The following is a 22827-nucleotide window of genomic DNA, read 5'->3' as shown; positions in this document are numbered from 1 at the left end:
AGGGGTTGCTAGGGATAGGGGCTTTCTCTGACATCGGTAGGCAGCAGATGTCAATACGATGAAAAAGTCAGTGGCTGCCATCCTGCAGCCCTGCTTTTTTATGCAGAGGAGATGCCGTGAGCTATACCCTGAGACAAGTTCAGACCTTGCTGACCAAGCCAGAGTTGGAGCTGTTCCAAGCCAGCCGTGCGACTGTGATCAAGGATCTGACGGAGCGCCAGCTCAGCAGCAAGATCACCCGCGCCCGAACCTTGCGCGCCAAGTACCGTGATCTCTTCCAACGCCAGACGGTGAAAACCCAGAAGGGCCCGGCTGCGGCACGTCGGCCATCGGGCAATGACAACAGCCGCACGGAGGCCAAGGCCGAGGTCATGCAAGAAGTGCTGGGGCGTTTTGAGGAGAGCTTGGCCAAGGTGCAAGCTGCGGCCCTGAAGGCCGCTGCCAAACCTGCAGCTGCCAAGCCCGCAGCAGCGAAAGGCAGCAAGACAGCGGCGCTGAAGAGTGCTGCCAAAAAGCCGGCCGCCGCAGCGAAGAAAACCACCCCCGCAGCACCGCGCAAAGCAGCCACCAAACCGGCAAGCAAAGCGACACCTGCAGTCGCGACAAAAGCTGCCGCAGTGAAGAAAGCCGCAGGCGCCAGCAAGGCCGCCAAGGCTCCGGCCAAAAAAGCGGCGTCGTCCGCTGCTGCACCGGCCAAAGCGCGCAAAACCGCTGCTGGCACTGCCAAGGTGGGCGGCAACGCCGCTGCTGCGGCCCAAGGCGCCGTACCCACCCGCCAGCCTGCAGCGGCCAGCCGGGGCAATCCCATCAAGGCCCAGCCGGTGAACAAGAAAATCAAGGCCAGTGGCCAGTCCAAAACCCGGGCCGCCCAGGCCAAGCGCGACAGCCGCTGATCAGCCATCCAAAAAATGCCGTACCCGCTTGTTGCTGGGTACGGCATTTTTCATGGAGGGCCGGCGCTGAATAGGCCCAAGGCCTAGGCAAGCCTGGGCCTCAACCGGTTCAAGGCTTCTGTTTCTTGGGGCCTCCAGGGCTGGGTGCCGCTGCCGGTTGCTGGGCCTTGGTGTAGGCCTTGGCCATCATCTCGCGCAGCAGGGCTGAGCTGGACTGCTGCATGACCCGGTTGATGTCAGCCTGTTTGCTTTGCATCAGCTGCGCATGGGGCGATTGCGGGCCCTGGTTGAGCAGCGATTGCAGCTGTGCTTCGTTGAAGTTTTGCGCATAGGCGGTCGCCAGCTGGGTGTCCCAGCGCTTTTGGTAATCGGCGGCCACGGAGCGGGTTGCGGTGATCATTGCCTGGCCCGCTTGCTGCTGGCCCATTTTGTCGATCAGCGCCTGGTACTCCGGCGATTTGGCTGCAATCTGCAAACCCACCTGCGGCAGACTGTGGCCGAGCTTGTATTTCTCAACCAAGGCCAGTGCAATGTCTTGCAGCTTGGCGGCATGGGCAAAACCGGGCAGCAGGCTGCCGGTGGCGGCCAACGCCCAGCCGCAGAGCAGGCGACGGCGAACGGCGGAGGTGGTGGTGAAAGTGTTCATCATGGCTAGCGATCCGGTCAAGACGAGGTAGGCGCGGTAGAAGGCTTGGGCGTGACCAGCGGGCCCGCAGGAGCCTCCAGGTCGATGACATGGATGTCAAACACACCGCGCTTGCGGTCTTCAAAATAGCGCTCCAGCGTGACTTTGACCGTGCGGAAAGCGATCTCGTCCCAGGGGATCTCTGCCTCGCTGAACAGTCTGGCTTCCATGGTCTCCCAGCCCGGGTTGAATTCGGTGCTTTGGAGCTGGGCCAGGTAAAACAGATGCACCTGGCCGACATGCGGCACGTTCACCAGCGAAAAAAGCGGGCCCATCGTGATGTCGGCGCCGGCTTCCTCATCGGTCTCGCGCGCTGCGCCCTGGCCGGTGGTTTCATCCAACTCCATAAAGCCGGCAGGCAAGGTCCAGTAGCCCTTGCGCGGCTCGATATTGCGCAGGCACAGCAGCACTTTGTCGTCTAGGAAGGGGACGGTACCCACCACGTTCAGCGGGTTCTCGTAGTGCACCGTGTGGCAGGCAGGGCAGATGGCGCGGATCTTGGTGTCGCCATCATCGGGCAGGCGGTGCTCAACTTTGCTGCCGCAGCGGCGGCAAAAATCAACGGGGGCGCGAGAAGTCATGCGTTCTATTGTGCTTCATGGACGCTGTGCTGGCGGCCGTGGTCAAAAAAAAGCGCCACCGCAGCGGGTGGCGCGTTGCAGTGGTATTACACCAGTGCAATTTTCAAAGGGGGCAGTCCGGTCACGCCGCCTTCGAGCACATCGCCCTTGACCACGGCGGCCACGCCTTCGGGGGTGCCGGTGAAGATCAGGTCGCCCGCTTGCAGCTCCCAGGCTTGCGAGAGCACTTCGATGGTCTCGGCGATGTTCCAGATCAGCTTTTGCACATTGCTGTGTTGGCGTTCGGCGCCGTTGACCTGGAGCCAGATCTCGGCGTTGTTGATATCACCGGCCTGGGCGGCAGGCACCAAAGGTGCCATCGGGGCGCTGGCTTCAAAGGCCTTGCCAATTTCCCAGGGGCGTCCCTGCTTTTTCATCTCGTTTTGCAGGTCGCGTCGCGTCATGTCCAGGCCCACGGCATAGCCCCAGATGTGCGCGGCTGCGTCGGCAGCCGCGATGTTCTTGCCGCCCTTGCCGATGGCCACTACCAGCTCGATTTCATGGTGCAGGTTGCTCGTCAGGGTCGGGTAAGGGATCTGGCCGGTGCTGCCAGCAGCCACGGGCACAACCGCATCGGCAGGCTTCATGAAGAAAAAGGGCGCCTCGCGGCCGGTAAAGCCCATCTCTTTGGCATGATCTTCGTAGTTGCGGCCCACGCAGTAGACGCGGCGCACGGGGAACAGCTGGTCGCTGCCGAGGACAGGCACGCCGGTTGGCGAGGCTGGAGGGATGACGTATTGGCTCATGCTGGACTTTGGTTGGAGGCGGAGAAAACCGCCCGATTGAAGCGGTGTCAAAAATTATGCGGCAAAACAAACCGCTCTGCAGAATCCCCAGCCGCGCCCATGCTGGTCTTGGCATGCCAGATCGCTACCGCTGTCATGCGGGTGACTGGGTGGCCCGCGGCTACAGCGCCCTGCGTTATGCTCGGTCGCCATGAAGCTGCACAATTATTTCCGCTCCTCGGCGTCGTACCGGGTGCGCATCGCCATGCAGGCCAAGGGCCTGGCCTATGACTACCTGCCGGTGCACCTGGTCAAGGCCGAGCACCGCGCCCCGGCCTTTGCCAGCCATGTGGGCGATGCCCTGGTGCCGGCACTGGAGACCGATGACGGCCTGTGGCTGAACCAGTCGCTGGCGGTGATCGAGTGGCTGGACGAGGCCTACCCGCAAACGGTCTCCATGCTGCCCGGCAATGCACTGGCGCGTGCACGCATCCGTGCGCTGGCCTTGCAGGTGGCCTGTGAGATCCATCCGATTAACAACCTGCGGGTGCTGGCCTACCTGACGGCTGAGCTGGGCCACAGCGATGCCGAAAAAGCCCTGTGGTACCAGCACTGGTGCCGCACCGGCCTGGAGGCCTTTGAGCGCCAGCTGGTGCTGCTGGCTGCAGAGCGCCAGGCGCAGGGTCTGGCGCCCTCGCGCTTTTGCTGGGGCGATACCTTGACCATGGCCGACTGCGCCTTGGTGCCGCAGATCTTCAATGCCCAGCGCTTTAAGGTCAGTTTCGATGGCCTGCCGCTGACCATGGCGGCGTATGAGGCGGCGTTGGCGACCGATGCGGTGCAAAAGGCCCAACCTGCCGTCTGCCCGGATGCCCAGCCATGAGTGCGGCTGCACAATCCGCCTTCCCCAGCGACTGGCTGCTGCCGCAGTGGCCCACACCGCCGGGTGTGTTTGCGTTGTGCACCACCCGGGGTGGCGGCGCCAGTGAGGGCCTGTTTGGCGCCTCCAACCTGAGCTTTAATGTGGGCGATGTGCCGGGCCATGTACAGCACAACCGGCAGCTGCTTGCCCAGGCCATGCAGGCGCTGGAACTGCAGGCCGGGCATGGTGCGGACAAGGCCAGGCCACGCCAGCCGGTGTTTGTGCGCCAGGTGCATGGCAGCCATGTGCAGGTGCTGGGCGAGGGCGGAGGCCAGGAGCAGCCAGCGGATGCCAGTGTCAGCGATGTGCCCGGGCTGGGCTGCACCGTCATGGCGGCCGATTGCCTGCCAGTTCTGTTTTGCCACCAGCACCTGCCGGTGGTGGGTGCAGCTCACGCCGGTTGGCGCGGTTTGTTGGGGCAGGGTGGAACAGGGGTGCTGGAGAACTGCTTTGCCGCCTATGCGGAGCGCGTTCGCCAACAAGCGGGCCAGGCAAGCTTGAGCAATGCGCAGATTGCCACGCAGACTTTGGCCTGGCTGGGCCCTTGCATCAGCCAGCCGGCGTTTGAGGTGGGCGCCGAGGTGCAATCCGCTTTTGTGGGGCAAGACCCGGACTGTGCAAGCCTGTTTGCTGCTGGTAACCCGGGCAAGTTTTTTGCCAACCTGAGCGGCCTGGCCCGCCACCGGTTGCAGCGCAGCGGCATCCAGCAGCTGTATGGCAACGATGGCAGCCAAGACTGGTGCACGGTGGCCAATGCGGCGCGATTTTTCTCGCACCGCCGCGATGGTGCCCCTGGGCTGCTGGGTGGAACAGGGCGCTTTGCCGCCTGCATCTGGATTGGCTAAGCAGACAAAAAGAATATAAACGTACTCATTTTGATAAAAATGCGTACTTTATGAATCTTTTTGGTAAAAGAAATGCTGCTTAATATACTCTTTGTGATTGAAAAGAGTAGAATGGGTAACATGACTAGCTCTTTAATCGCCACCTTGGTGGCAACACGCAAAGCCCAGCAACTGACCCAGGCCCAATTGGCCGAGCAAGCCGGGCTCTCGCGCATGGCGGTGCAGCGCACCGAGACCGGTGATGTGGATCCGCGCTACTCGACCGTGGCTGAAATGGCCCGTGTGCTGGGGCTGGAGTTGGTGGCAGTGCCCGCCGATCTGCTGCCCGCACTGCAGGCCTTTATCCAGTCGGGCGGTAAATATCTGGGCCAGCCCACCGGCGCCGATGCCCCGCTGTCGGTGGTGGATAGGCTGGCGGCGCCGACGCGCTGAGCACCACTGGATTCGGGCGATGCCATGAGCACATCCATCCGCTACTTGCGGCTCTACATGCACCAGCCTGCAAGCCTGGGTGGTGGGCGGCGGCCCATCGGCTACCTGTCGCAGTACGGCGATATCTTGCGTGTCTCGTTTGAAGACAGCTACATCGAGGATCCCAACCGGCCTGCGCTGTCGCTGAGCTACCAAGGCGCATCAGAGCCCGACACCCAGCGCATTTTGCGTGCGGCCCGCGATGCCCGGCTGGTGCGCACCGATGGCCGCTGGCCGGTGTACTTTCAGAACCTCTTGCCCGAAGGCCATAACCGCCAACGCCTGGCAGCCGAGCGGGGCTGCTCACCCGATGACGAGTTTGAGCTGCTGGCCGCTGCCGGCCATGACCTGATGGGCGGGCTGGAGGTGGAGCCCATGCCGCGCGACGAAGCCATCCCGGATGTGGTGCGCCACTGGCACACCTCCCAAGGGCTGGATGTGCTGGAGCCGGGCTTTGTGGAGTTTCCGGTGGCGGATGCGGCATCGTTGCCAGGCATTGTCACCAAGTTCAGTGCGGTGCAGGACGGCCGGCGCTACACGGTACGCCGCAAAGGTGCTGCGGGCAGCGTGATCCTCAAGCTTCCCAGCACCCAGCATCCCGACCTGGTGGCCAATGAATTCAGCTGCTACCAGCTATGCCAGGCTTTGGGGCTGACCACGGCTGACGTGCAGATCATCAGCCGCGCCCAAGCCGATTTGCCTGAGCACCTGCCTTTTGACGAGATTTTGGCCGTGCAGCGCTTTGACCACCTGCCCGATGGCAGCCGTGTGCATATGGAGGAGTTCAACCAGGCGCTGGGTTATGCGCCGCGCCACAAATATGGCAAAGGCCTGCAGCAGGACTGGCCCACCATGCTGCGCGTTCTCGACCGCTTGAGCCCGCAACCCGTGGCGGATACGCGCGAGTTTCTGGCGCGCACCGTGGCCGCCATTTTGATGGGCAATACCGATGCACACCTGAAGAACTGGGCGCTGGTCTACCCCGATGGGAGGCATCCGCGCCTAGCACCCGTTTATGACTGCGTTTGCGTGGCGGCGTTCTTTGAAGGATCGGCCGCGCAGCAGTATGCCGTTAACAAGGCCATCGACCGTACGATGCGGGCGCTGCGCTGGGACGATGTGGCCGCCTTGCTGAATGCCGCCGGTTTGTTGCGCGTACCCCGCCATATTGCCTTGCTCAAAGAGGTGGTGCGGCAGGCGCAGCACAGCTGGCCCAGCCTGTTAGCGCAGGCCCCTGCAGGCATGGCGGCGGTGGTGCAAGAGCGGCTGCGCGGTGGCGTGGCGCTTGCGGGCAGTTAGGGGGCCTCTGCAAAACTCTCTGCCATGGGCTGAACGCGGTCTCGGGCGATCCACATCCATCCCCTTTGGGCGAGGGTTTTGCAGCGCCTGCGTAGGCGCTTGCACATATTTCCTGGTCGGCTGTCGCTTGCAGGTCAGGGTTTGCCCCAGGGTTCCTTGCAAAAGCGTTATGCTCTCGGCTTGCTTGTTGCCGGAGCCTGTGCTGTGCTGCCCTTTGAAGTTGAAATTCCCTTTGTCAGCCACCTGGGCTTTCGCTTGCACCGCTGGGAAAACGGCGAGGCAGAGCTCCATTACCAAGCCCGGCCCGAGCACCTCAACAGCTTCGAAGTCACCCATGGCGGTGCGTCGATGACCTTGCTGGATGTGACCATGGCCCATGCCGCGCGCAGCGCCATCCCCGGCAGCGGGGCGGTGACCATAGAGATGAAGACCAGCTTTATGGCTCCGGCCAAAGGTGGCTTGGTGGCCAAGGGCAAGCTGCTCTCGCGCAGCAACCGCATGGCTTTTTGCGAAGCCTGGCTGTACGACGAGCAAGGTGTCTTGTGCAGCCATGCGACGGGCACCTTCAAGTACGTGATGCCCGAGGTGGTGCAGTCCTTGCAGGCCGCCAAAAAACAGATCAAGACCGACTGACCATCGGATCGGCCGGGTGGATAGACGGCGGGGCCACAGCCGTTTCCCAAGGTTCCTGATAGATGAACAGAACATGCCAAAGCCTTCTTCAACCGCAGACCAGCTGAGCTGGTCCTTCCAAACTTTTTCCGAACTGAGCCCGCAGCAGCTGTATGACTTGCTGCATGTGCGCTGCCAGGTCTTCATTGCAGAGCAGGTGGCGTTTCAGGACCTGGACTACAAGGACCAAAGCGGCTGGCACTTGTCGGGGCGTGATGCAGCCGGTGTATTGCAAGCCTATGTGCGTGTGCTGCCGCCGGGCCTGGCCTACGCGGAGCCATCCATTGGCCGCGTTGCCGTCATGCAGGCGGTGCGCGGCACGGGCGTGGGCTGGGAGCTGATGCGCCATGCCATGGCGGAGACGGACCGGCTCTGGCCAGGCTCTGCCATTCGCATCGGGGCCCAGGCCTATTTGCAGAAGTTCTATGAAGGCTGTGGTTTTGAAGTGGTCTCTGACCTCTACCTGGAGGACGATATCCCGCACCTGACCATGCTCTACGCCGGTCCATCGCAAACCCAGGCAGCCAGCACACGATGACAAACACGGCATTGGTCTGGTCGGCAGCCCGCTGCGCTGCATCGGTGGTCCCGCATGGCCATTAGCAACGTTCAAGCCTCCTATTCACAGGAGGGCCTGCCCATGCGCGAGCGGCGTTGGGCTATGTTGGTGATTGTGCTGGGCTTGATTGTGGCGGTGCTCGACGGCAGCATCATGAACCTGGCGCTTCCCACGGTCGCTAAGCAATTGAATGCATCCCCAGCCGAAGCCATCTGGATCATCAATGCCTACCAGCTGGGCACCCTGGGCTTGCTGCTGCCGCTGGCGGCCTTGGGTGAGCGCATTGGCTACCGCAAGGTCTACCTGATCGGTCTGGTGTGCTTTACCTTGGCATCTGCGGTTGCCATGCTGGCCCAGTCGCTGTGGCTGCTGATTGCAGCGCGGGGCCTGCAAGGCATGGGTGCCGCAGGGGTGATGGCCGTCAATGCAGCGTTGGTGCGTTTGACCTACCCGGCAGCCAAGCTGGGCAAGGGCATGGCGCTCAACTCGCTGGTGGTGGCCATCTCCTCCGTCGCTGGGCCAGGTGTTGCGGCGCTCATTTTGTCGGTGGCCAGTTGGCCCTGGCTGTTTGCCATCAATGTGCCTTTGGGGATCTTGACCTTGTGGCTGGGCCGCAAGGCCTTGCCGCGCAATCCACAGCAGCTGCTGGATGCGCCGCATGCCAAATTGACGCCGATTGATGTGGTGCTGAACTTTGCGATGTTCTCGCTGGTGTTTTTGGGCGCGGAACGCATCGGCGCGCGGCATGGCATGGAGTCGGGTGGCTCGGCCGCATCGGGCTGGCTGATGCTGGGCCTGGGCCTGCTGCTGGGTGCCTGGTATGTGCTGCGCCAGCGCAAGCTCAGCCTGCCTTTGCTGCCGCTGGATTTGCTGCGCATTCCCATTTTTGCGCTGTCCATGGGCGCCTCGGTGGGGGCCTTTGCGGCGCAGATGCTGTCCTTCATCGCGCTGCCATTTTTGCTGCTCGATGCGCTGCAGCGCAGCCATTTTGCGGCGGGCATGCTGATGACGGCCTGGTCGGTGGCCATTGTGCTGGTGGCTCCGATGGCAGGGCGCTTGATAGGCCGGGTGGAAGACGGCTTGCTGGGCGGCATTGGCATGGCCATCCTGGCGCTGGGCCTGCTGAGCCTGGCACTGCTGCCGCTGGACCCGAGCGATCTCAATATCGGTTGGCGCATGGCCTTGTGTGGCCTTGGCTTTGGCCTTTTTCAGTCGCCCAACAACCACACCATCGTGACCTCTGCACCGCTGGCACGTGCGGGTGCTGCTAGCGGCATGCTGGGAACGGCCCGCCTGACCGGGCAATCCCTGGGTGCTGTGCTGGTGGCCATCATCTTTACCATGTGGCCCGTCTCCAGCGGACACGGCACGACGGTGGCGCTGTATCTGGCTGCCGGTTTTGCGGCGATGTCGGGGGTGTTCAGCAGCCTGCGCCTGCGCCATTCAGCGCACTAGGACGGATCTGGCGGGGGCGGGGCAGACGCCGAGGCTTCTCGGGCAGCCGCTTCTGCCCGGTGGCGGCCGCGGCGCCGGGCCGGCGTGCCGGCAATGAACAGCAGCAAACCCAGTGGCAGCGCACCATAGAGCAAGAGCGTAAAAAACGCCCCCAGCACGCTGCCCTGGGGGCTGGCGGCTTCCACCACCGCCATCAAGACCACCACATAAAGCCAGGCTATCGCGATCAGGTACATGCCCTGGAATTTACCCGAAGTTGTGGACCACCGGCACGCGGCTGCCATTTTTTGCCTCTAAGATGCACAGAGTTCCATGCCCTGCATGGTGCCTGACCAGGGAGACGATGATGACGCAGCAACCGTATTGGGGACTGGGCAGCGACCAGATCCAGCAACTCAGCCAGATGACCAAGCAATGGATGGAGCGCATGCAGTCCTTGCAGACCATGGCCCCGCCGTTCAATGCCATGGGCGCTCCCACGGGGCTGATGGCCGGGCTGGGGCAGGCCCCAGCGGCCACCCCTGCCGTCAGTTTTGACATGGAAAAACTCCAGGCCATTCAAGCGCAGTATGCGCAGGCGGCGCTGGCTTTGTGGACCGAAGGCGCCAAAGGCGAGGTGGCCCTGCCCAAGGACCGCCGCTTCGCCGGCGATGCCTGGCAGCAAAACCCAGTCTCCACTTTCACCGCTGCCAGCTATGCGCTGCATGCCAAGACCATGATGGACATGGTCGATGCCGTGCAAGGCGATGAAAAAACCCGTTCACGTGTCCGTTTCGGTGTGGAGCAATGGCTGGCGGCAACGGCCCCCAGCAACTTTCTGGCCTTCAATGCCGAAGCGCAGAAAAAGGCGCTCGACACCCAGGGGCAGAGCATTGCGCAGGGCTTGCAGAACATGCTGGCCGACATGCGCCAAGGCCATGTCTCGATGACGGACGAGTCGCTGTTCGAGGTCGGCAAGAATGTGGCTACCAGCGAAGGGGCGGTGGTCTTCCAAAACGAGCTGTTCCAGCTGATCGAGTACAAGCCGCTGACCACCCAGGTCTATGAGCGGCCGATGCTGTTTGTGCCGCCCTGCATCAACAAGTACTACATCCTGGATTTGCAACCGGACAACTCGCTGATCCGCCACAGCGTCGCGCAGGGCCACCGCACCTTTGTCGTCAGCTGGCGCAACCCGGATGCCAGCCTGGGCGGCAAGGGCTGGGACGACTATATCGGCAGCGCCGTGCTTGAGGCGATCGAGGTGGTCAAGGCCATCTCTGGCCGCCCACAGATCAATGCGCTGGGCTTTTGCGTGGGCGGCACCATGCTGGTCAATGCGCTGGCCGTGCTGGCGGCACGGGGCGATGATTCGGTGGCCAGCGCCACCTTGCTCACCACCCTGGTTGATTTTGAAGACACGGGCATTCTCGATGTCTTCATTGACGAGAATTTCGTCAAGTTCCGCGAGCTGACCCTGGGCCAGAATGGCCTGATGGCGGGCCAGGAGCTGGCCTCCACCTTCAGTTTTCTGCGTCCTGTCGACCTGGTGTGGAACTATGTGGTCGGCAACTACCTCAAGGGTGAAACCCCGCCGCCATTCGATCTGCTGTACTGGAACAGCGATTGCACCAATCTGCCTGGGCCGTATTACGCCTGGTACCTGCGCAATTTCTACCTGGAAAACAAGCTGGTTCAGCCCGGAGCCCTCACCGTGTGCGGCGAGAAAATTGATGTCAGCCAGATCGACATGCCCATTTATCTCTACGGCTCGCGGGAAGACCATATCGTGCCCATTGGTGCAGCCTATGCCTCCAGCCAGGTGCTGGGGGGCGACAAGCGCTTTGTCATGGGTGCATCGGGCCATATCGCCGGTGTCATCAACCCGCCCGCCAAAAACAAGCGCAGCCACTGGTTGCGTGAGGATGGCCAGCTGCCGGCCGATATTGATGCATGGATCGCCGGTGCCGAGGAACTGCCTGGCAGCTGGTGGACGGACTGGAGCCAGTGGTTGGCGGGGCATTCCGGCAAAAAAGTGGCGGCACCCAAAAGCTATGGCCGTGCCCGCACCGCCTACCAGGCGCTGGAGCCGGCACCAGGGAGCTATGTCCAGGCCAAGGCCTGATCACCACGCGCAGGCAGCCTGGTTGCAACAGCCGGGTCGCCATTCAAATGCTGCGGTGCAATAATTAGCACCGCATTGCAGCCTGACAAGACGGCCTCAGTGCCTATTTTGAAAAGGAAAAAATCATGGAAGACATCGTCATCATCTCGGCCGTGCGTACGGCTGTCGGTAAATTTGGCGGCTCGCTGGCCAAGGTGCCTGCCACCGACCTGGGCGCTACAGTGATCCAGGAGGCGCTGACCCGTGCCAAGGTCGCGCCTGACCAGGTCGATGAAGTCATCATGGGCCAGGTGCTGGCCGCTGGCGTGGGGCAAAACCCAGCCCGCCAGGCAATGATCAAGGCTGGCGTGGACAAGAAGACGCCCGCACTGACGATCAATGCCGTCTGTGGCTCTGGTCTCAAGGCGGTGATGCTCGCGGCCCAGGCCGTGGGGCAGGGCGATGCCGAGATCGTGGTGGCCGGTGGCCAGGAAAACATGAGCCTCTCGCCCCACGTGCTCAATGGCTCGCGTGACGGCCAGCGCATGGGCGATTGGAAGATGACCGACACGATGATCGTTGACGGCCTCTGGGACGTCTACAACCAGTACCACATGGGTATCACCGCCGAGAACGTGGCCAAAGAGTTCCATATCGACCGCGACAAGCAGGATGCCTTTGCACTGGCCAGCCAGCAAAAAGCAGCCGCTGCGCAGGACGCCGGCAAGTTTGACGAAGAAGTGGTCACCGTGCTGATACCGCAGCGCAAGGGCGATCCGGTGGCCTTCAAGGCGGATGAATACATCAACCGCAAGACCAATGGCGAAGCACTGGCCAGCCTCAAGCCCGCTTTCGACAAGGCCGGTTCGGTGACCGCCGGCAATGCCTCTGGTCTGAACGATGGTGCCGCTGCGCTGGTGATCGCCAGTGGCAAAAAAGCCAAGGAACTGGGCGCTGAGCCGCTGGCCCGCATTGCAGGTTTTGCCACCGTAGGCCTGGACCCCAAGATCATGGGCATGGGCCCCCTGCATGCCGTGCGCAAGGTGCTGGCCAAAACCGGCTGGAAGGCGGAAGAGGTGGATCTTTTCGAACTCAATGAAGCCTTTGCCGCACAAGCCTGCGCGGTGAACCAGGAGCTGGAGCTGGACACCAGCAAGGTCAATGTGAACGGCGGCGCCATTGCCATCGGCCACCCCATCGGTGCATCCGGTGCGCGCATTCTGGTCACCTTGCTGCACGAGATGAAGCGCCGTGGTTCCAAGCGCGGTATCGCTGGCCTGTGCATTGGCGGCGGCATGGGCGTGGCACTGGCCGTAGAACGCCTTTGAGTGCAACGCCGCCGCGCAACCACCAACCGCCCGCATGGGCGGTTTTTTTATCGCTGCTTGCCATGCCTATGCCCGGCTTCTTTCAGTTTGACGGGCGCTGGCCCTGCGCTCGTTACTCCGGATTCATAGACCAATGCTGTGTAGCAAGCAGGGTGATGAATACCTGACTATGGCTCGGTATTTATTGATAGGGTTATCCATTAAATCCGCGAAAACGATCAAAACCGCGCCTGTTTAAGGCTCGTTTGTGATCGTAATCGGGGTCAAAATTACCGTTATTTGCCGTGACTGCAAGAATTTGTTTGCTTGGCGTAAACGAGAATTTTTGCACCAGCTTTCTTGGTTACAGTGAGAGTTCGCAAGCATTCCAAGCAAAACCAAGGAGATGTCAATGAGTCAAAAAGTGGCCTATGTAACCGGCGGTATGGGAGGCATTGGGACGGCCATTTGCCAGCGTTTGCACAAAGACGGATTCAAGGTGATTGCGGGCTGCGGCCCCACCCGTGACTTCGAAAAATGGTTGGGCGAGCAAAAAGCGCTGGGCTATGAATTCCACGCCTCAGTGGGCAATGTCGGCAATTGGGAATCTACCGTGGAGGCGTTTGCCAAGACCAAGGCAGAGCATGGCAGCATCGATGTGTTGGTGAACAATGCCGGCATTACCCGCGACCGCATGTTCATGAAGATGACGCCCGAGGACTGGCAGGCAGTGATCGAGACCAATCTGAACTCCATGTTCAACGTGACCAAGCAGGTCGTGGCCGACATGGTGGAAAAAGGATGGGGCCGGATCGTCAATATCAGCTCCGTCAATGGCGCCAAGGGCCAGGCAGGCCAGACCAACTACTCGGCTGCCAAGGCCGGCATGCATGGCTTCTCGATGGCCCTGGCCCAGGAATTGGCAGGCAAGGGCGTCACCGTCAACACCGTCAGCCCCGGCTATATCGGCACTGACATGGTCAAGTCCATCCGCCCCGATGTGCTGGAGAAAATCGTGGGCACCATTCCCATGAAGCGCCTGGGGGAGCCCAACGAGATTGCTGCGATCATCGCCTGGCTGGCATCGGTCGATGGTGGCTATGCAACAGGTGCAGAGTTCTCGGTCAATGGTGGTTTGCACACGCATTGATGGCAAATACAAAGCCATGAAAAACGCGCCTTACAAGGCGCGTTTTAGTTTTGTATGGAGCGGGTGATGGGAATCGAACCCACATTATTTGCTTGGGAAGCAAGAGTCCTACCACTGAACGACACCCGCGTCTCGGGCAGATTGTAGCGGGAGAAGGCGTCGGCGCGCCATCACTGGTTGCCGTATTTCTGCGCAGCCCCGCCGGCAGAGCTTCAGTTGCTTTTCTTACCCGGGAGCTGCCAAGCCTGCTTTTTGTCATCCAGTGGCTGGAGCTTCCATTTTTGCAACTCTGCGTCACGCTCCTTGTCACGCCGCACATCAATGCGCTTGGCCGTGTGTCTGGCAACCACGGCCAGTTTCTGCAAATCCGTTTCGCGCAGCGTGGGGTCGGGCTCGGTGCTGAAGCAGCACAGCGTGCCGTAGATCTGGCCATCGGCCAGGATGATGGGGCTGCTCAGATGTGCGCCAACGCGAAAGGGCGTGGCGGGGAGCTTGGCTGACTCGATGTGCTCGGCGGCGTCATGCACCAGCGGCGGCAGGCGGCCATCGAGCACGCATTGGCAAAAGGACTGCTCCAGCGACGAGCCACCGCCGGTCTTGATCAAGGCCTTGTCAGGGTGGTGATCCACATGCTTGAACATGCGCTGGCCGTTGTAGATCTCGGAGACAAAAATCACGTCCATCTTCAGGTGTTCGCGCAGGCCGTGCAACACCTCCTTGACGTTCTGGTCAATCAGTTCATCGGAGGACTCTGCCGTGGCCACCAGCAGTTCGCTCATCGATACTTCCAGCGCGTCAGGTGCGTAATCCCATAGATGGATAGCCATAGATACTCTCTCTATTTCCATGCGCTACCCGCTAGCGCATCTTCGACGCGTTTCATGATAACGGCAGAGAAAAGCAGCCGCAGGCCCTGGCGCGTGAATGAATTACTCTTTTACATGATGAACAAGCCGTACTTGGCTTGGCGGCTCCATCAGTCCGTGGGGTCAAGCCAGACCAGCCGGCCTTGACCGAGTTCATTCATGCGGCTAACAAAGTCGGGGACCTGCGATGCCACCAGCGCAATGTCGGCCAGCACATCATGGCCGTGGGTCACTTCCAGCAACTGGGCGTTTGCGGCGCTGACTTCACGTCGCATGCCGCCTTCTAGGGCATAAGGCAGCCGACACAGCAGGCGGGCCATGGTCTGGCGCTCGATTTTTTCTGCCAGCAGCATGGCCTGGGCGATAGCATCGGTGTAGGCCCGCACCAGGCCGCCGGCACCCAGTTTGACGCCACCAAAATAACGCACGACGGTGGCCAGTGCGCCCTCGATCTGCTGGTGGCGCAGGACATCGAGCATCGGCCGGCCTGCGGTGCCACTGGGCTCGCCATCATCGACTGCGGCCGACTGGCCGCCCGCCATCAATGCCCAACACACATGGTTGGCACCCGGGTGCTGGGCGCGCAGGCCCTGCACAATCAGCAGGGCTTGCGCACGGTCCTCAACGGGCTGAACACAGCCAATGAAGCGGCTTTTCTTGATGACCAGTTCGCTATGAACCGCCTGGGCCAAGGTATAGGGCATGCGTGGCGAGAAGAAGACGTTTGCTTACAGTGTTATGCGTCAACGTCGCGGAGATGTCATGCGTTAGACACATATCATTGTTTCAATGACAGAAGTGCTCCAGTGATGGAGTTGCTACTGCAGCGGAGACCCATCGTGCAGCGAGGCTGCGAGTCTACCCCGATTTTTTTAGAACCACTCCTACCCACCGACTGACACATTAGCCTGGAGCGATCATGCAACACCAACTGCAAACCAATTTGGATTCCTTGAACAACCATGGGTTCGGACGTGCAGGTTGGGAGACGCCCGCCTATGTGACCGAAGTGTGCGCTGCCCTGCCAACCACCCCCAGTGCCAACGATGATGGCGGCTATATCGATCTGGCCCAGCGCGTGCGCGAAGGCGGTGAGTGGTAAGCCACTGAAGCGCATCCGTCTGTGGGCGGGCTTTGCCGCTCTTTGATTCGATCCGCAAGCGCAAACAGGCAGCAGAAGCTGCCTTTTTTATTTGCAGTGAACGGGGCAGCCATGCGACAATGTGCGGCTATTTGATGCAGCGCAATAAAGTCTGACGTTTGAGCCGGCTTGTGCACATGGCCAGCGCTGCCGCCCTGGCATGGGGCTTGCATCCACAGATGCTCCGAAATACATAGCATCAATACCCGTACAAATGCGTGCTACGGGCTATTTTTATAGAATATCGGACCCTGCCGTTCCTGGCTCCGAGCCTCTGCGCGCATTACCCCACGACTGTTGTTGCCCATGTCTGCCCCGATTGATGTCTCTTTCTTTGAACGCGCTGCCAAGCCGCTGACCAGCTACAAGCCCTATTGGGCCAAACGCTTTGGCCCTGCGCCATTCTTGCCCATGAGCCGGGCCGAGATGGACCAGCTGGGCTGGGATAGCTGCGACATCATCTTGGTGACCGGCGATGCCTATGTGGACCACCCCAGTTTTGGCATGGCGGTGATTGGCCGTGTGTTGGAAGCGCAGGGCTTTCGCGTGGGCATCATTGCGCAACCCGACTGGCAAAGTGCCGAGGCCTTCAAGGCTTTGGGCAAGCCCAATCTGTTTTGGGGTGTGACCGCGGGCAATATGGATTCGATGATCAACCGTTATACGGCGGATCGCAAAATCCGTTCAGACGATGCCTACACCCCCGGCGATGTGGGTGGCAAACGCCCGGACCGCGCCGCCATTGTTTACAGCCAGCGCTGCCGCGAAGCCTACAAGGATGTGCCGATTGTGCTGGGCGGCATCGAGGGTTCGCTGCGCCGCATCGCCCACTACGACTACTGGAGCGACAAGGTACGCCGCTCGATCGTGGTGGACAGCAAGTGCGATATCTTGCTCTACGGCAACGCCGAGCGCGCGCTGGTCGAAGTGGCCCACCGCATTGCCGCGCGCGAGCCGGTGGAGAACATCACCGATGTGCGTGGCACGTCGTTCTTCCGCCGCGCCTCTGAAGAAGGCTGGTTCGAGGTGGATTCGACCACGGTCGATGAGCCCGGTGAGGTGGAACCCCACATCAACCCCTACATGACGACCAGCGAGCAGGCGGAGGCCCAGGGCCAAAGCTGCGCGAAGGAAGATGCCGAGAAAGAGGGCGCCGATGCCTCCGCTGGTGCAGCGGCTAGTGGCGGCGGCTCGGGCGGTGCTGCGAGCTTGTCAAATGTGCAGCCCCTGACGTTTGTGCCCAACCTCTCGCTGCGCCACAAATCCAAGATGCCGGCGCGCGACCGCACGGTGTTGCGCCTGCCGAGCTATGAAGAGGTCAAAAGCGACCCGATTCTCTATGCCCATGCCAACCGCGTGCTGCACCTGGAGACCAACCCCGGCAATGCCCGTGCACTGGTGCAAGCCCACGGCGAAGGCACCACGGCGCGCGATGTCTGGATGAACCCGCCACCCATTCCGCTCACCACCGCCGAGATGGACTGGGTGTTTGGTTTGACCTATGCCCGCAGCCCGCACCCGTCCTATGCCGACGAGAACGGCAGCCACGAGGCCGCCACCAAGATCCCGGCTTGGGAGATGATCCGCACCTCGGTCAACATCATGCGTGGCTGCTTTGGCGGTTGCACTTTCTGCTCCATCACCGAGCATGAAGGCCGCATCATCCAAAGCCGCTCGGAAGACTCCATCATCCAGGAGCTTGAAGACATCCGCGACAAGGTCAAGGGCTTCACCGGCACCATCTCGGACCTCGGTGGCCCCACCGCCAATATGTACCGCCTGGGCTGCAAGAGCCCGCAGATCGAGGCTGCCTGCCGCAAGCCTAGCTGCGTATTCCCCGGCATCTGCCCGAACCTGCATACCGACCACGGCCCGCTGATCAAGATCTACCGCCGCGCCCGCAAGCTGCCCGGCATCAAGAAGATTCTGATCGGCTCGGGCCTGCGCTATGACCTGGCGGTCAAGTCGCCCGAGTACATCAAGGAGCTGGTGCAGCACCATGTGGGCGGCTACCTGAAGATTGCTCCCGAGCACACCGAGGCAGGACCGCTGGGCAAGATGATGAAGCCCGGCATTGGCAGCTATGACCGCTTCAAGCAGCTGTTTGAGAAGTTCAGCGAAGAGGCGGGCAAGAAGCAGTTTCTGATTCCCTACTTCATCGCCGCCCACCCGGGCACCAGCGATGAGGACATGATGAACCTGGCCATCTGGCTCAAGAAGAATGGCTTCCGTGCCGACCAGGTGCAGACCTTCTACCCCAGCCCCATGGCCACGGCCACGGCCATGTACCACAGCGGCCGCAATACGCTGACCAAGGTGCGCCGGCAGATGCGGGACGAGGCCGAAGAGCGCGTGGACATTGTGCGCGGTGAGAAGCGCCGCCGTCTACACAAGGCTTTCTTGCGCTACCACGACCCCAATAACTGGCCGATACTGCGTGAAGCGCTCAAGACCATGGGCCGTGCCGATCTGATCGGCAATGGCAAGCAGCACCTGATCCCGACCTTCCAGCCGCTGGTGGATGGCAGCTACCAAAGTGCGCGCAAGAAAAACAGCACCAGCTCCAAAAGCGGCAGTGGCCTGGGCTACACCACCAACAAGGATGGTAAGGCCGTGGCGCTGGCACCGCGCCGCCCGCAAGAGCAGCAAGAGCCCAAGGGCGATGTGCGTTTTCGCAGTGCCCAGCCACAAGCGGGCCAGCTGCTGACCCAGCACACCGGCTTGCCGCCGCGTGCGGGTGTGCGTGCTGCCGCAGGCAAGCCTGGCCCGGCCAGAAAACCCGGTGCGGCCCGCAAGCCTGGTCGTTAAGCCAGCTTCGCAGCTGCGCTAGTACCGCAAAAAGGCGCCAAGCACGATGGGCTTGGCGCCTTTGTTTTGTCAGCGGGTGCAGGCATCTGTGCTGGCGGTCACAGCCCTTCAGTCCAGCAGCTTTCGCCCCAGGTGGTGGAGTGTCGCAATGCCGGAGACCACCAGCAGCAGGCCTGCCCAGACACCGCTGACTGGCACGGACTGCACCACGCCTGACCGCTTGCTGCTCCCCAGCGTGTGGAGGGCTTGCTGGCTGGCTGTATCTGCAGCACCGCTTGGGCTGGCGTGCTCGGCCTGGACCGAGGCGACGCGCAGCGCTGCCAGCGCTGGCGATGGGGCATTGTCCGCAACCCCAATGCCCCAAGGGCTGCTGCCGACAGGCACGGTCTCCAGCAGCTGCTGGGTGGCGGTGTCGATGATAGACATGGTGTTGCCCCCTTGGTTGCTGACATAGGCGTGGGTACCCAGCGGGTTGAAGGCCACTTGCTGCGGTGCGCTGCCCAAGGCAATCCATGCCGCTACCGCATGCTTGCGCGTATCCATCACCGCGACCGTGCTATCGCCCTGGTTGATGACATAGGCTTGGCTGCCTGCAGGATGGAAGGCCAGGTCGCTGGGTGAGCGGCCCACGGCGACGGATGCGGACACGGTGTGGGTCCGCGTGTCAATCACGGTCACGCTGCCCTGGTTGCCGTGCGAATCAGCGTGGAGCACATAGACAAAGCCACCGCTGGGGTGGACCTTGATGGCAGTCGGCTCAGCGCCGATGCGGATATGGTCGAGCACGGCGCTGTTCAAGGGGTCGATCACGGTCACCCTGGCGCTTCCCGGATCATTTTGCGGTTCCAGCGAATAAAGGCGCTCCCCATCGGGGCTGAGGGCCAAGCCCTGCGTTTTTTGCGCACCGCTAGCAAAGCTGCGCAGGACCTGGAGGGTGGACGTGTCGATGACGGCGATCATCGCTCCGCCCGGTGTATTGGTATCGGCATAGGCCAAGGGTCCGTGGGGATGGAGGGCGACACCATTGCTGGTGGCGTTCAAAGAAATGCGCGTCAGCAAGCTGCGCTTGTCCAGGTCCAGCACGGTGAGGGTGGTGGACCAGATACTGGACAAGTAAGCGCGGCGGCCATCTTGGCTGATCGTAATGCGGTGGGGGGAGGCCATTCCTGCGGGAATCGTTGAGACAACGCGGTTGTGGGCCACATCGACCACCGAGACATTGCTGTCCTGGCGGTTGACAACGTAGGCAAGCGGCGCAGCTTGGGCCAGCGCTGCCAGACAACACAAGGCCATGGTGCAGGCCCAGAGCAGGGTGATTTTTAACGCCCTCTCTGCATTGGTAAACATGATTGCTAATGAGTGATTAATTAATAATATTAATGTACACCAGCGACTAGAAAAAATACATAAACAAATTCATGGGCTTAAGATTGTTCGCAATTGGTGGTGTATGCACCAGTGCACGCAGCGGTGCGGCATGGCGCCCATGCTGAGAACCTGCCAGGTATGCGACGGGCCGCGCCTCGGTCTGCGCCATGGCTGAGCTGGACCTCGCTGCAGCTTGCCGCTCCAGTTAGCAACGCGGAGGGGCGCCCAGAATCATCCGATAGCGGTAGTACAGCACGGGGCTGCCGCATCAGGCGCTGGCCGGCGCTTAGCAGCAGCGGCAATCGCGGCCTGCGTCAACAGCTAGTGCAGGCTGTTGGTAGGCGGCGCAGCGGCAGTCGGGTCAGAGAAGGGCTGGGGACGGCTGATGGCATAGCCTTGTGCGTAGTCGATGCCCATGCTGCGCAAGGCCTCGACAATCTCTGGGGTCGAGGCAAACTCGGCAATGGTCTTCATGCCCAGCGCATGGCCCAGGTGGTTGATGGCTTCGACCATCGCCCGGTGGGCCGGCTCGTGCAGCATGTCCTTGACGATGGCGCCATCGATTTTGAGGAAATCCACAGGCAGGTTCTTCAGCGAACTAAAGGACGAGACACCGGCACCGAAGTCGTCCATGGAGAAGCGGCAGCCCAAGGCCTTGAGTGCATTGACCAGACGAATGGCATTGGGCAAATGCGTGATAGCCGCCGTCTCGGTGATCTCGAAGCACAAGGTATGCGGGTCAACGCCATGCAGCGCGATCTGTTCTTGCAAAAAGCCGAGCAGGCGCTCGTCACCCAGCGATGTTCCCGAGAGGTTGATTGCGCAGCAGGAAATGGCCGGAGCCTGTGCGGTTTTTTGCAGATGCGCCAAGGTCTGCAGCGTTTGCTTGACCACCCAGCGGTCCACCATCGGCATCAGGCCATAGCGCTCCGCAGCCGGGATAAAAAGCACCGGGCTGATGATATTGCCGTCGGGCAAGCGCATGCGTATTTGCACCTCGATATGCAAACCGCCTCCGGCCGCTGCATCGGCCGTGCTGCTGAGCGCGCCAATCGCCTGCGCGTACAGGCAAAAGTGCCCGCCTTCGAGCGCAGACTTGATGCGTTCCACCCACTCCATCTCGCCGACATAGCGGGCAATCTCCTGGTCCACCCCCGGATCGTAGGCGTACACCGTATTGCGGCCCCGCTGCTTGGCGCCGTAGCTGGCCATGTCGGCCACGCGCAGCACTTCTGCGACCGAGCTAAGCGGGGAGGCGAGCTTGACCAGACCAATGCTGATGCCCGCGCTCAGGCTGCGCTCGCCCCATTGGATACGCACGTTTTGCGCCGCATCGCGGATTTGCTCGGCGAGGCGCTGGGCCTCGTCAAAGTCGCAGTGGGTGAGCAAGATGGCAAACTCGTCGCCGCCGACGCGGGCCAAAGTGTCTCCTGCACGCAGGCAGCGCTGCAGCATGGCGCTGATGGCCCGCAGCATGGCATCCCCGGCCATGTGGCCAGCCGTGTCGTTAATGACCTTGAACTGGTCCAGGTCCAGGTACATGATGGCATTGCCCGTGGCATGCACTGGGCCATGGGCGGTCTGTGCCAGCAGCAGCCCCAGCAGGCGTTCGAACTCATAACGGTTGACCAGCCCGGTGAGCTGGTCATGGGTGGCCTGCCAGGCCAGCTCGCGGATATAGCTTTGCTCCTGGCTCACATCGTGCAAGACAAACACGGCCTCGATGGTGCCGTCCTGGTCCCCGATGGGGGTGAAGGCGAGCTTGACTTCACGCGTGTGGTGCTGCGCGTCGTAGAGCCTAAAAATGGTGTCGCGCGGGTGTTCACGGCCCTGAAGCGCCTCTGAAATGGCGGTTTGAACCAGGGGAATGGCCAGGTCCTGACTCGGGCTGCTCGGCGGCGCTGCATGCATGTGCTGCGCCAGCTCGCAGGACAAAAGCTCGTCAAGCGACAGGCCCAGAAGCTCCTCGGCTGCGCGGTTCATGTACATCACATGGCCTGCTGCATCCGTGGTGATCACCGCCTCGCCAATGGCGGCCAAGGTGGTGGATGCACGTTCACTGACGATATCCAGCTCATCTTCGGCGCGCGCCGTCTTACGCTGCAGCCGCCAGGTGTGGCCCATCAGCAAGCTGAGCATGGCCACTGCAATGCCGATATTGATGGACCAGAGCCAGGCATTGAGGGTGCGGGACGTGTCACCCAGTACTTTGTTGAAGGCCCGCTCCGCTTCGGAAAGCTGTATCTGCAGCGCATTGATCTGGGCCAGCCAGCTTTGCTTTTGTGCCGGCGTGGGCGGCGCCAGCTGCAAGCAGGCGTAGATGTCTCCCGCCAGGGTTTGGAGCGCCTGCAGGGGCTCATCGCTGTCCCGCCAGCGCGCCAGCAATTGGCCAATAGTCTCGGTGTGTTTGAAATACACGGTCAGCCAGATCAGCGCATTGATCTCTTCGGGCTCGTTGTGTCCCTGCAGCAGCAGCATGGAGGCTTGCGGCCTCGCGGGATAGCCTTGTTCTTCCAGCATGAGCCGCGCCTGCAGATCGCTCAGCGGAATATGCAGGCCTTGGTGAAACTGCTCATAGGCGGCAGGATCGGCGCTGACCGCATAGCGCGCCAGTGCGTAAGTGGCATCTTTCTGGCCTTTGCTCCACTGGCTCTCGCCAGAGCTGAAGGCCCGCATGGCGCCCAAGATGTGCAGGCTGGAGATGGCCAGCACGGTCTGCACAATCGCCAGCGCCACAAATGGCCAAATGCTTTGCAGCAAGCGCTGTTTGCGCCGGGGCGCGGCAAGATGGGCCGCAGGCTTCGGCTTGGCGGGCTGCATAAGGGACGATAAATGGCTTAAAAAGGGCATGGCTGTCCTGATGGGGCGCAGGAAAGCCGCGTCGGCACGGCCAGTGGGGCGCGCGAACGGTACGTCAGGCGAGGGGGAGCAGCAGGCATGGTGGGCGCATTTCAAGGC

General features: G+C 61.7%; 21 protein-coding genes and 1 tRNA gene. 13 read left to right on the top strand and 9 right to left on the bottom strand.

Annotation, left to right across the window (positions count from 1 at the left end; all coding sequences use genetic code 11):
• Positions 1–116 precede the first annotated feature (116 nt).
• Positions 117–893: a hypothetical protein gene (locus M2375_RS06270; protein ID WP_259164618.1), complete on the top strand. Its 777-nt coding sequence runs from the start codon at positions 117–119 to the stop codon at positions 891–893.
• 109 nt (positions 894–1002) lie between these two features.
• Here M2375_RS06270 and M2375_RS06265 read toward each other — a convergent pair whose 3' ends face one another.
• The 3 genes from M2375_RS06265 to M2375_RS06255 form a co-directional block, all read right to left on the bottom strand.
• Positions 1003–1542, bottom strand: a complete 540-nt coding sequence (locus tag M2375_RS06265) for a hypothetical protein (RefSeq protein ID WP_259164617.1) — start codon at positions 1540–1542, stop codon at positions 1003–1005.
• 14 nt (positions 1543–1556) lie between these two features.
• Positions 1557–2159, bottom strand: a complete 603-nt coding sequence (locus M2375_RS06260; protein ID WP_259164616.1) for an NUDIX hydrolase — start codon at positions 2157–2159, stop codon at positions 1557–1559.
• An 86-nt stretch (positions 2160–2245) separates the two neighbouring features.
• Complete coding sequence (locus M2375_RS06255; protein WP_259164615.1) at positions 2246–2944, bottom strand: fumarylacetoacetate hydrolase family protein; 699 nt, start codon at positions 2942–2944, stop codon at positions 2246–2248.
• A gap of 190 nt (positions 2945–3134) precedes the next feature.
• Between M2375_RS06255 and maiA the strand changes: the two genes are divergently transcribed.
• The 7 genes from maiA (at position 3135) to M2375_RS06220 (ending at position 9146) form a co-directional block, all read left to right on the top strand.
• Positions 3135–3806, top strand: coding sequence for a maleylacetoacetate isomerase (maiA, locus tag M2375_RS06250; protein ID WP_259164614.1), 672 nt, complete (start codon positions 3135–3137; stop codon positions 3804–3806).
• The gene (locus tag M2375_RS06245; protein ID WP_259164612.1) at positions 3803–4690 is read left to right on the top strand and encodes a polyphenol oxidase family protein; all 888 of its coding nucleotides are present in this window, start codon (positions 3803–3805) and stop codon (positions 4688–4690) included. The genes maiA and M2375_RS06245 overlap by 4 nt, the downstream gene beginning before the upstream one ends.
• 120 nt (positions 4691–4810) lie before the next feature.
• Complete coding sequence (locus tag M2375_RS06240) at positions 4811–5122, top strand: helix-turn-helix transcriptional regulator (protein WP_259164611.1); 312 nt, start codon at positions 4811–4813, stop codon at positions 5120–5122.
• A gap of 24 nt (positions 5123–5146) precedes the next feature.
• Entirely contained in the window at positions 5147–6460 is a 1314-nt protein-coding gene (locus tag M2375_RS06235) for a type II toxin-antitoxin system HipA family toxin (RefSeq protein ID WP_259164610.1), read from the top strand.
• Positions 6461–6664: 204 nt separating this feature from the next.
• Positions 6665–7093, top strand: a complete 429-nt coding sequence (locus M2375_RS06230; RefSeq protein ID WP_259164609.1) for a PaaI family thioesterase — start codon at positions 6665–6667, stop codon at positions 7091–7093.
• Positions 7094–7166: 73 nt separating this feature from the next.
• Entirely contained in the window at positions 7167–7670 is a 504-nt protein-coding gene (locus tag M2375_RS06225) for a GNAT family N-acetyltransferase (RefSeq protein WP_259164608.1), read from the top strand.
• 54 nt (positions 7671–7724) lie between these two features.
• The gene (locus M2375_RS06220; protein WP_259164607.1) at positions 7725–9146 is read left to right on the top strand and encodes an MFS transporter; all 1422 of its coding nucleotides are present in this window, start codon (positions 7725–7727) and stop codon (positions 9144–9146) included.
• Here the strand turns inward: M2375_RS06220 and M2375_RS06215 are convergent.
• A complete protein-coding gene (locus tag M2375_RS06215; protein ID WP_259164605.1) occupies positions 9143–9382 on the bottom strand; it encodes a hypothetical protein in 240 nt (79 codons plus the stop codon). The genes M2375_RS06220 and M2375_RS06215 overlap by 4 nt on opposite strands.
• A gap of 110 nt (positions 9383–9492) precedes the next feature.
• On the opposite strand from M2375_RS06215, the gene M2375_RS06210 reads away from it, so the two are divergent.
• From M2375_RS06210 to phbB, 3 genes are all read left to right on the top strand, one after another.
• On the top strand, positions 9493–11250 hold the full coding sequence (locus M2375_RS06210; protein ID WP_259164604.1) for an alpha/beta hydrolase: 1758 nt from the start codon (positions 9493–9495) through the stop codon (positions 11248–11250).
• A 125-nt stretch (positions 11251–11375) separates the two neighbouring features.
• Positions 11376–12557 carry an acetyl-CoA C-acetyltransferase gene (locus tag M2375_RS06205; RefSeq protein WP_259164603.1) on the top strand — a complete coding sequence of 394 codons (1182 nt, stop codon included), beginning with the start codon at positions 11376–11378 and terminating at the stop codon, positions 12555–12557.
• 391 nt (positions 12558–12948) lie between these two features.
• Positions 12949–13686, top strand: a complete 738-nt coding sequence (gene phbB / locus M2375_RS06200) for an acetoacetyl-CoA reductase (protein ID WP_259164602.1) — start codon at positions 12949–12951, stop codon at positions 13684–13686.
• 55 nt (positions 13687–13741) lie between these two features.
• Here the strand turns inward: phbB and M2375_RS06195 are convergent.
• The 3 genes from M2375_RS06195 to M2375_RS06185 form a co-directional block, all read right to left on the bottom strand.
• Positions 13742–13815: transfer RNA gene (locus M2375_RS06195), tRNA-Gly, on the bottom strand.
• Between the two features lie 83 nt (positions 13816–13898).
• Positions 13899–14513 carry a GAF domain-containing protein gene (locus M2375_RS06190; RefSeq protein WP_259164601.1) on the bottom strand — a complete coding sequence of 205 codons (615 nt, stop codon included), beginning with the start codon at positions 14511–14513 and terminating at the stop codon, positions 13899–13901.
• Positions 14514–14662: 149 nt separating this feature from the next.
• Entirely contained in the window at positions 14663–15256 is a 594-nt protein-coding gene (locus M2375_RS06185) for a YigZ family protein (protein ID WP_259164600.1), read from the bottom strand.
• A gap of 215 nt (positions 15257–15471) precedes the next feature.
• Here M2375_RS06185 and M2375_RS06180 point away from each other — a divergent pair, with 215 nt between their 5' ends.
• Positions 15472–15654: a hypothetical protein gene (locus M2375_RS06180; protein ID WP_259164599.1), complete on the top strand. Its 183-nt coding sequence runs from the start codon at positions 15472–15474 to the stop codon at positions 15652–15654.
• Between the two features lie 345 nt (positions 15655–15999).
• Complete coding sequence (locus tag M2375_RS06175; RefSeq protein WP_259164597.1) at positions 16000–18501, top strand: YgiQ family radical SAM protein; 2502 nt, start codon at positions 16000–16002, stop codon at positions 18499–18501.
• 108 nt (positions 18502–18609) lie between these two features.
• Here M2375_RS06175 and M2375_RS06170 read toward each other — a convergent pair whose 3' ends face one another.
• Entirely contained in the window at positions 18610–19848 is a 1239-nt protein-coding gene (locus tag M2375_RS06170) for a YncE family protein (protein ID WP_259164596.1), read from the bottom strand.
• Between the two features lie 342 nt (positions 19849–20190).
• The gene (locus M2375_RS06165; protein WP_259164595.1) at positions 20191–22629 is read right to left on the bottom strand and encodes a bifunctional diguanylate cyclase/phosphodiesterase; all 2439 of its coding nucleotides are present in this window, start codon (positions 22627–22629) and stop codon (positions 20191–20193) included.
• Between the last annotated feature and the right edge of the window lie 198 nt (positions 22630–22827).

This window comes from Comamonas sp. BIGb0152, assembly GCF_024809975.1.
Classification (GTDB): domain Bacteria; phylum Pseudomonadota; class Gammaproteobacteria; order Burkholderiales; family Burkholderiaceae_C; genus Comamonas.
Note: the sequence above shows the minus strand (reverse complement) of the source record. Positions and strands in the feature narration are given on the sequence as shown.

What these genes read in the sequence shown, in the direction of transcription:
- M2375_RS06265 (WP_259164617.1), bottom strand. Translation starts at nt 1,542, where the DNA reads ATGATGAACACTTTCACCACCACCTCCGCCGTTCGCCGTCGCCTGCTC.
- M2375_RS06260 (WP_259164616.1), bottom strand. Translation starts at nt 2,159, where the DNA reads ATGACTTCTCGCGCCCCCGTTGATTTTTGCCGCCGCTGCGGCAGCAAA.
- M2375_RS06255 (WP_259164615.1), bottom strand. Translation starts at nt 2,944, where the DNA reads ATGAGCCAATACGTCATCCCTCCAGCCTCGCCAACCGGCGTGCCTGTC.
- maiA (WP_259164614.1), top strand. Translation starts at nt 3,135, where the DNA reads ATGAAGCTGCACAATTATTTCCGCTCCTCGGCGTCGTACCGGGTGCGC.
- M2375_RS06245 (WP_259164612.1), top strand. Translation starts at nt 3,803, where the DNA reads ATGAGTGCGGCTGCACAATCCGCCTTCCCCAGCGACTGGCTGCTGCCG.
- M2375_RS06240 (WP_259164611.1), top strand. Translation starts at nt 4,811, where the DNA reads ATGACTAGCTCTTTAATCGCCACCTTGGTGGCAACACGCAAAGCCCAG.
- M2375_RS06235 (WP_259164610.1), top strand. Translation starts at nt 5,147, where the DNA reads ATGAGCACATCCATCCGCTACTTGCGGCTCTACATGCACCAGCCTGCA.
- M2375_RS06225 (WP_259164608.1), top strand. Translation starts at nt 7,167, where the DNA reads ATGCCAAAGCCTTCTTCAACCGCAGACCAGCTGAGCTGGTCCTTCCAA.
- M2375_RS06220 (WP_259164607.1), top strand. Translation starts at nt 7,725, where the DNA reads ATGGCCATTAGCAACGTTCAAGCCTCCTATTCACAGGAGGGCCTGCCC.
- M2375_RS06215 (WP_259164605.1), bottom strand. Translation starts at nt 9,382, where the DNA reads ATGTACCTGATCGCGATAGCCTGGCTTTATGTGGTGGTCTTGATGGCG.
- M2375_RS06210 (WP_259164604.1), top strand. Translation starts at nt 9,493, where the DNA reads ATGACGCAGCAACCGTATTGGGGACTGGGCAGCGACCAGATCCAGCAA.
- M2375_RS06205 (WP_259164603.1), top strand. Translation starts at nt 11,376, where the DNA reads ATGGAAGACATCGTCATCATCTCGGCCGTGCGTACGGCTGTCGGTAAA.
- phbB (WP_259164602.1), top strand. Translation starts at nt 12,949, where the DNA reads ATGAGTCAAAAAGTGGCCTATGTAACCGGCGGTATGGGAGGCATTGGG.
- M2375_RS06190 (WP_259164601.1), bottom strand. Translation starts at nt 14,513, where the DNA reads ATGGCTATCCATCTATGGGATTACGCACCTGACGCGCTGGAAGTATCG.
- M2375_RS06185 (WP_259164600.1), bottom strand. Translation starts at nt 15,256, where the DNA reads ATGCCCTATACCTTGGCCCAGGCGGTTCATAGCGAACTGGTCATCAAG.
- M2375_RS06180 (WP_259164599.1), top strand. Translation starts at nt 15,472, where the DNA reads ATGCAACACCAACTGCAAACCAATTTGGATTCCTTGAACAACCATGGG.
- M2375_RS06175 (WP_259164597.1), top strand. Translation starts at nt 16,000, where the DNA reads ATGTCTGCCCCGATTGATGTCTCTTTCTTTGAACGCGCTGCCAAGCCG.
- M2375_RS06170 (WP_259164596.1), bottom strand. Translation starts at nt 19,848, where the DNA reads ATGTTTACCAATGCAGAGAGGGCGTTAAAAATCACCCTGCTCTGGGCC.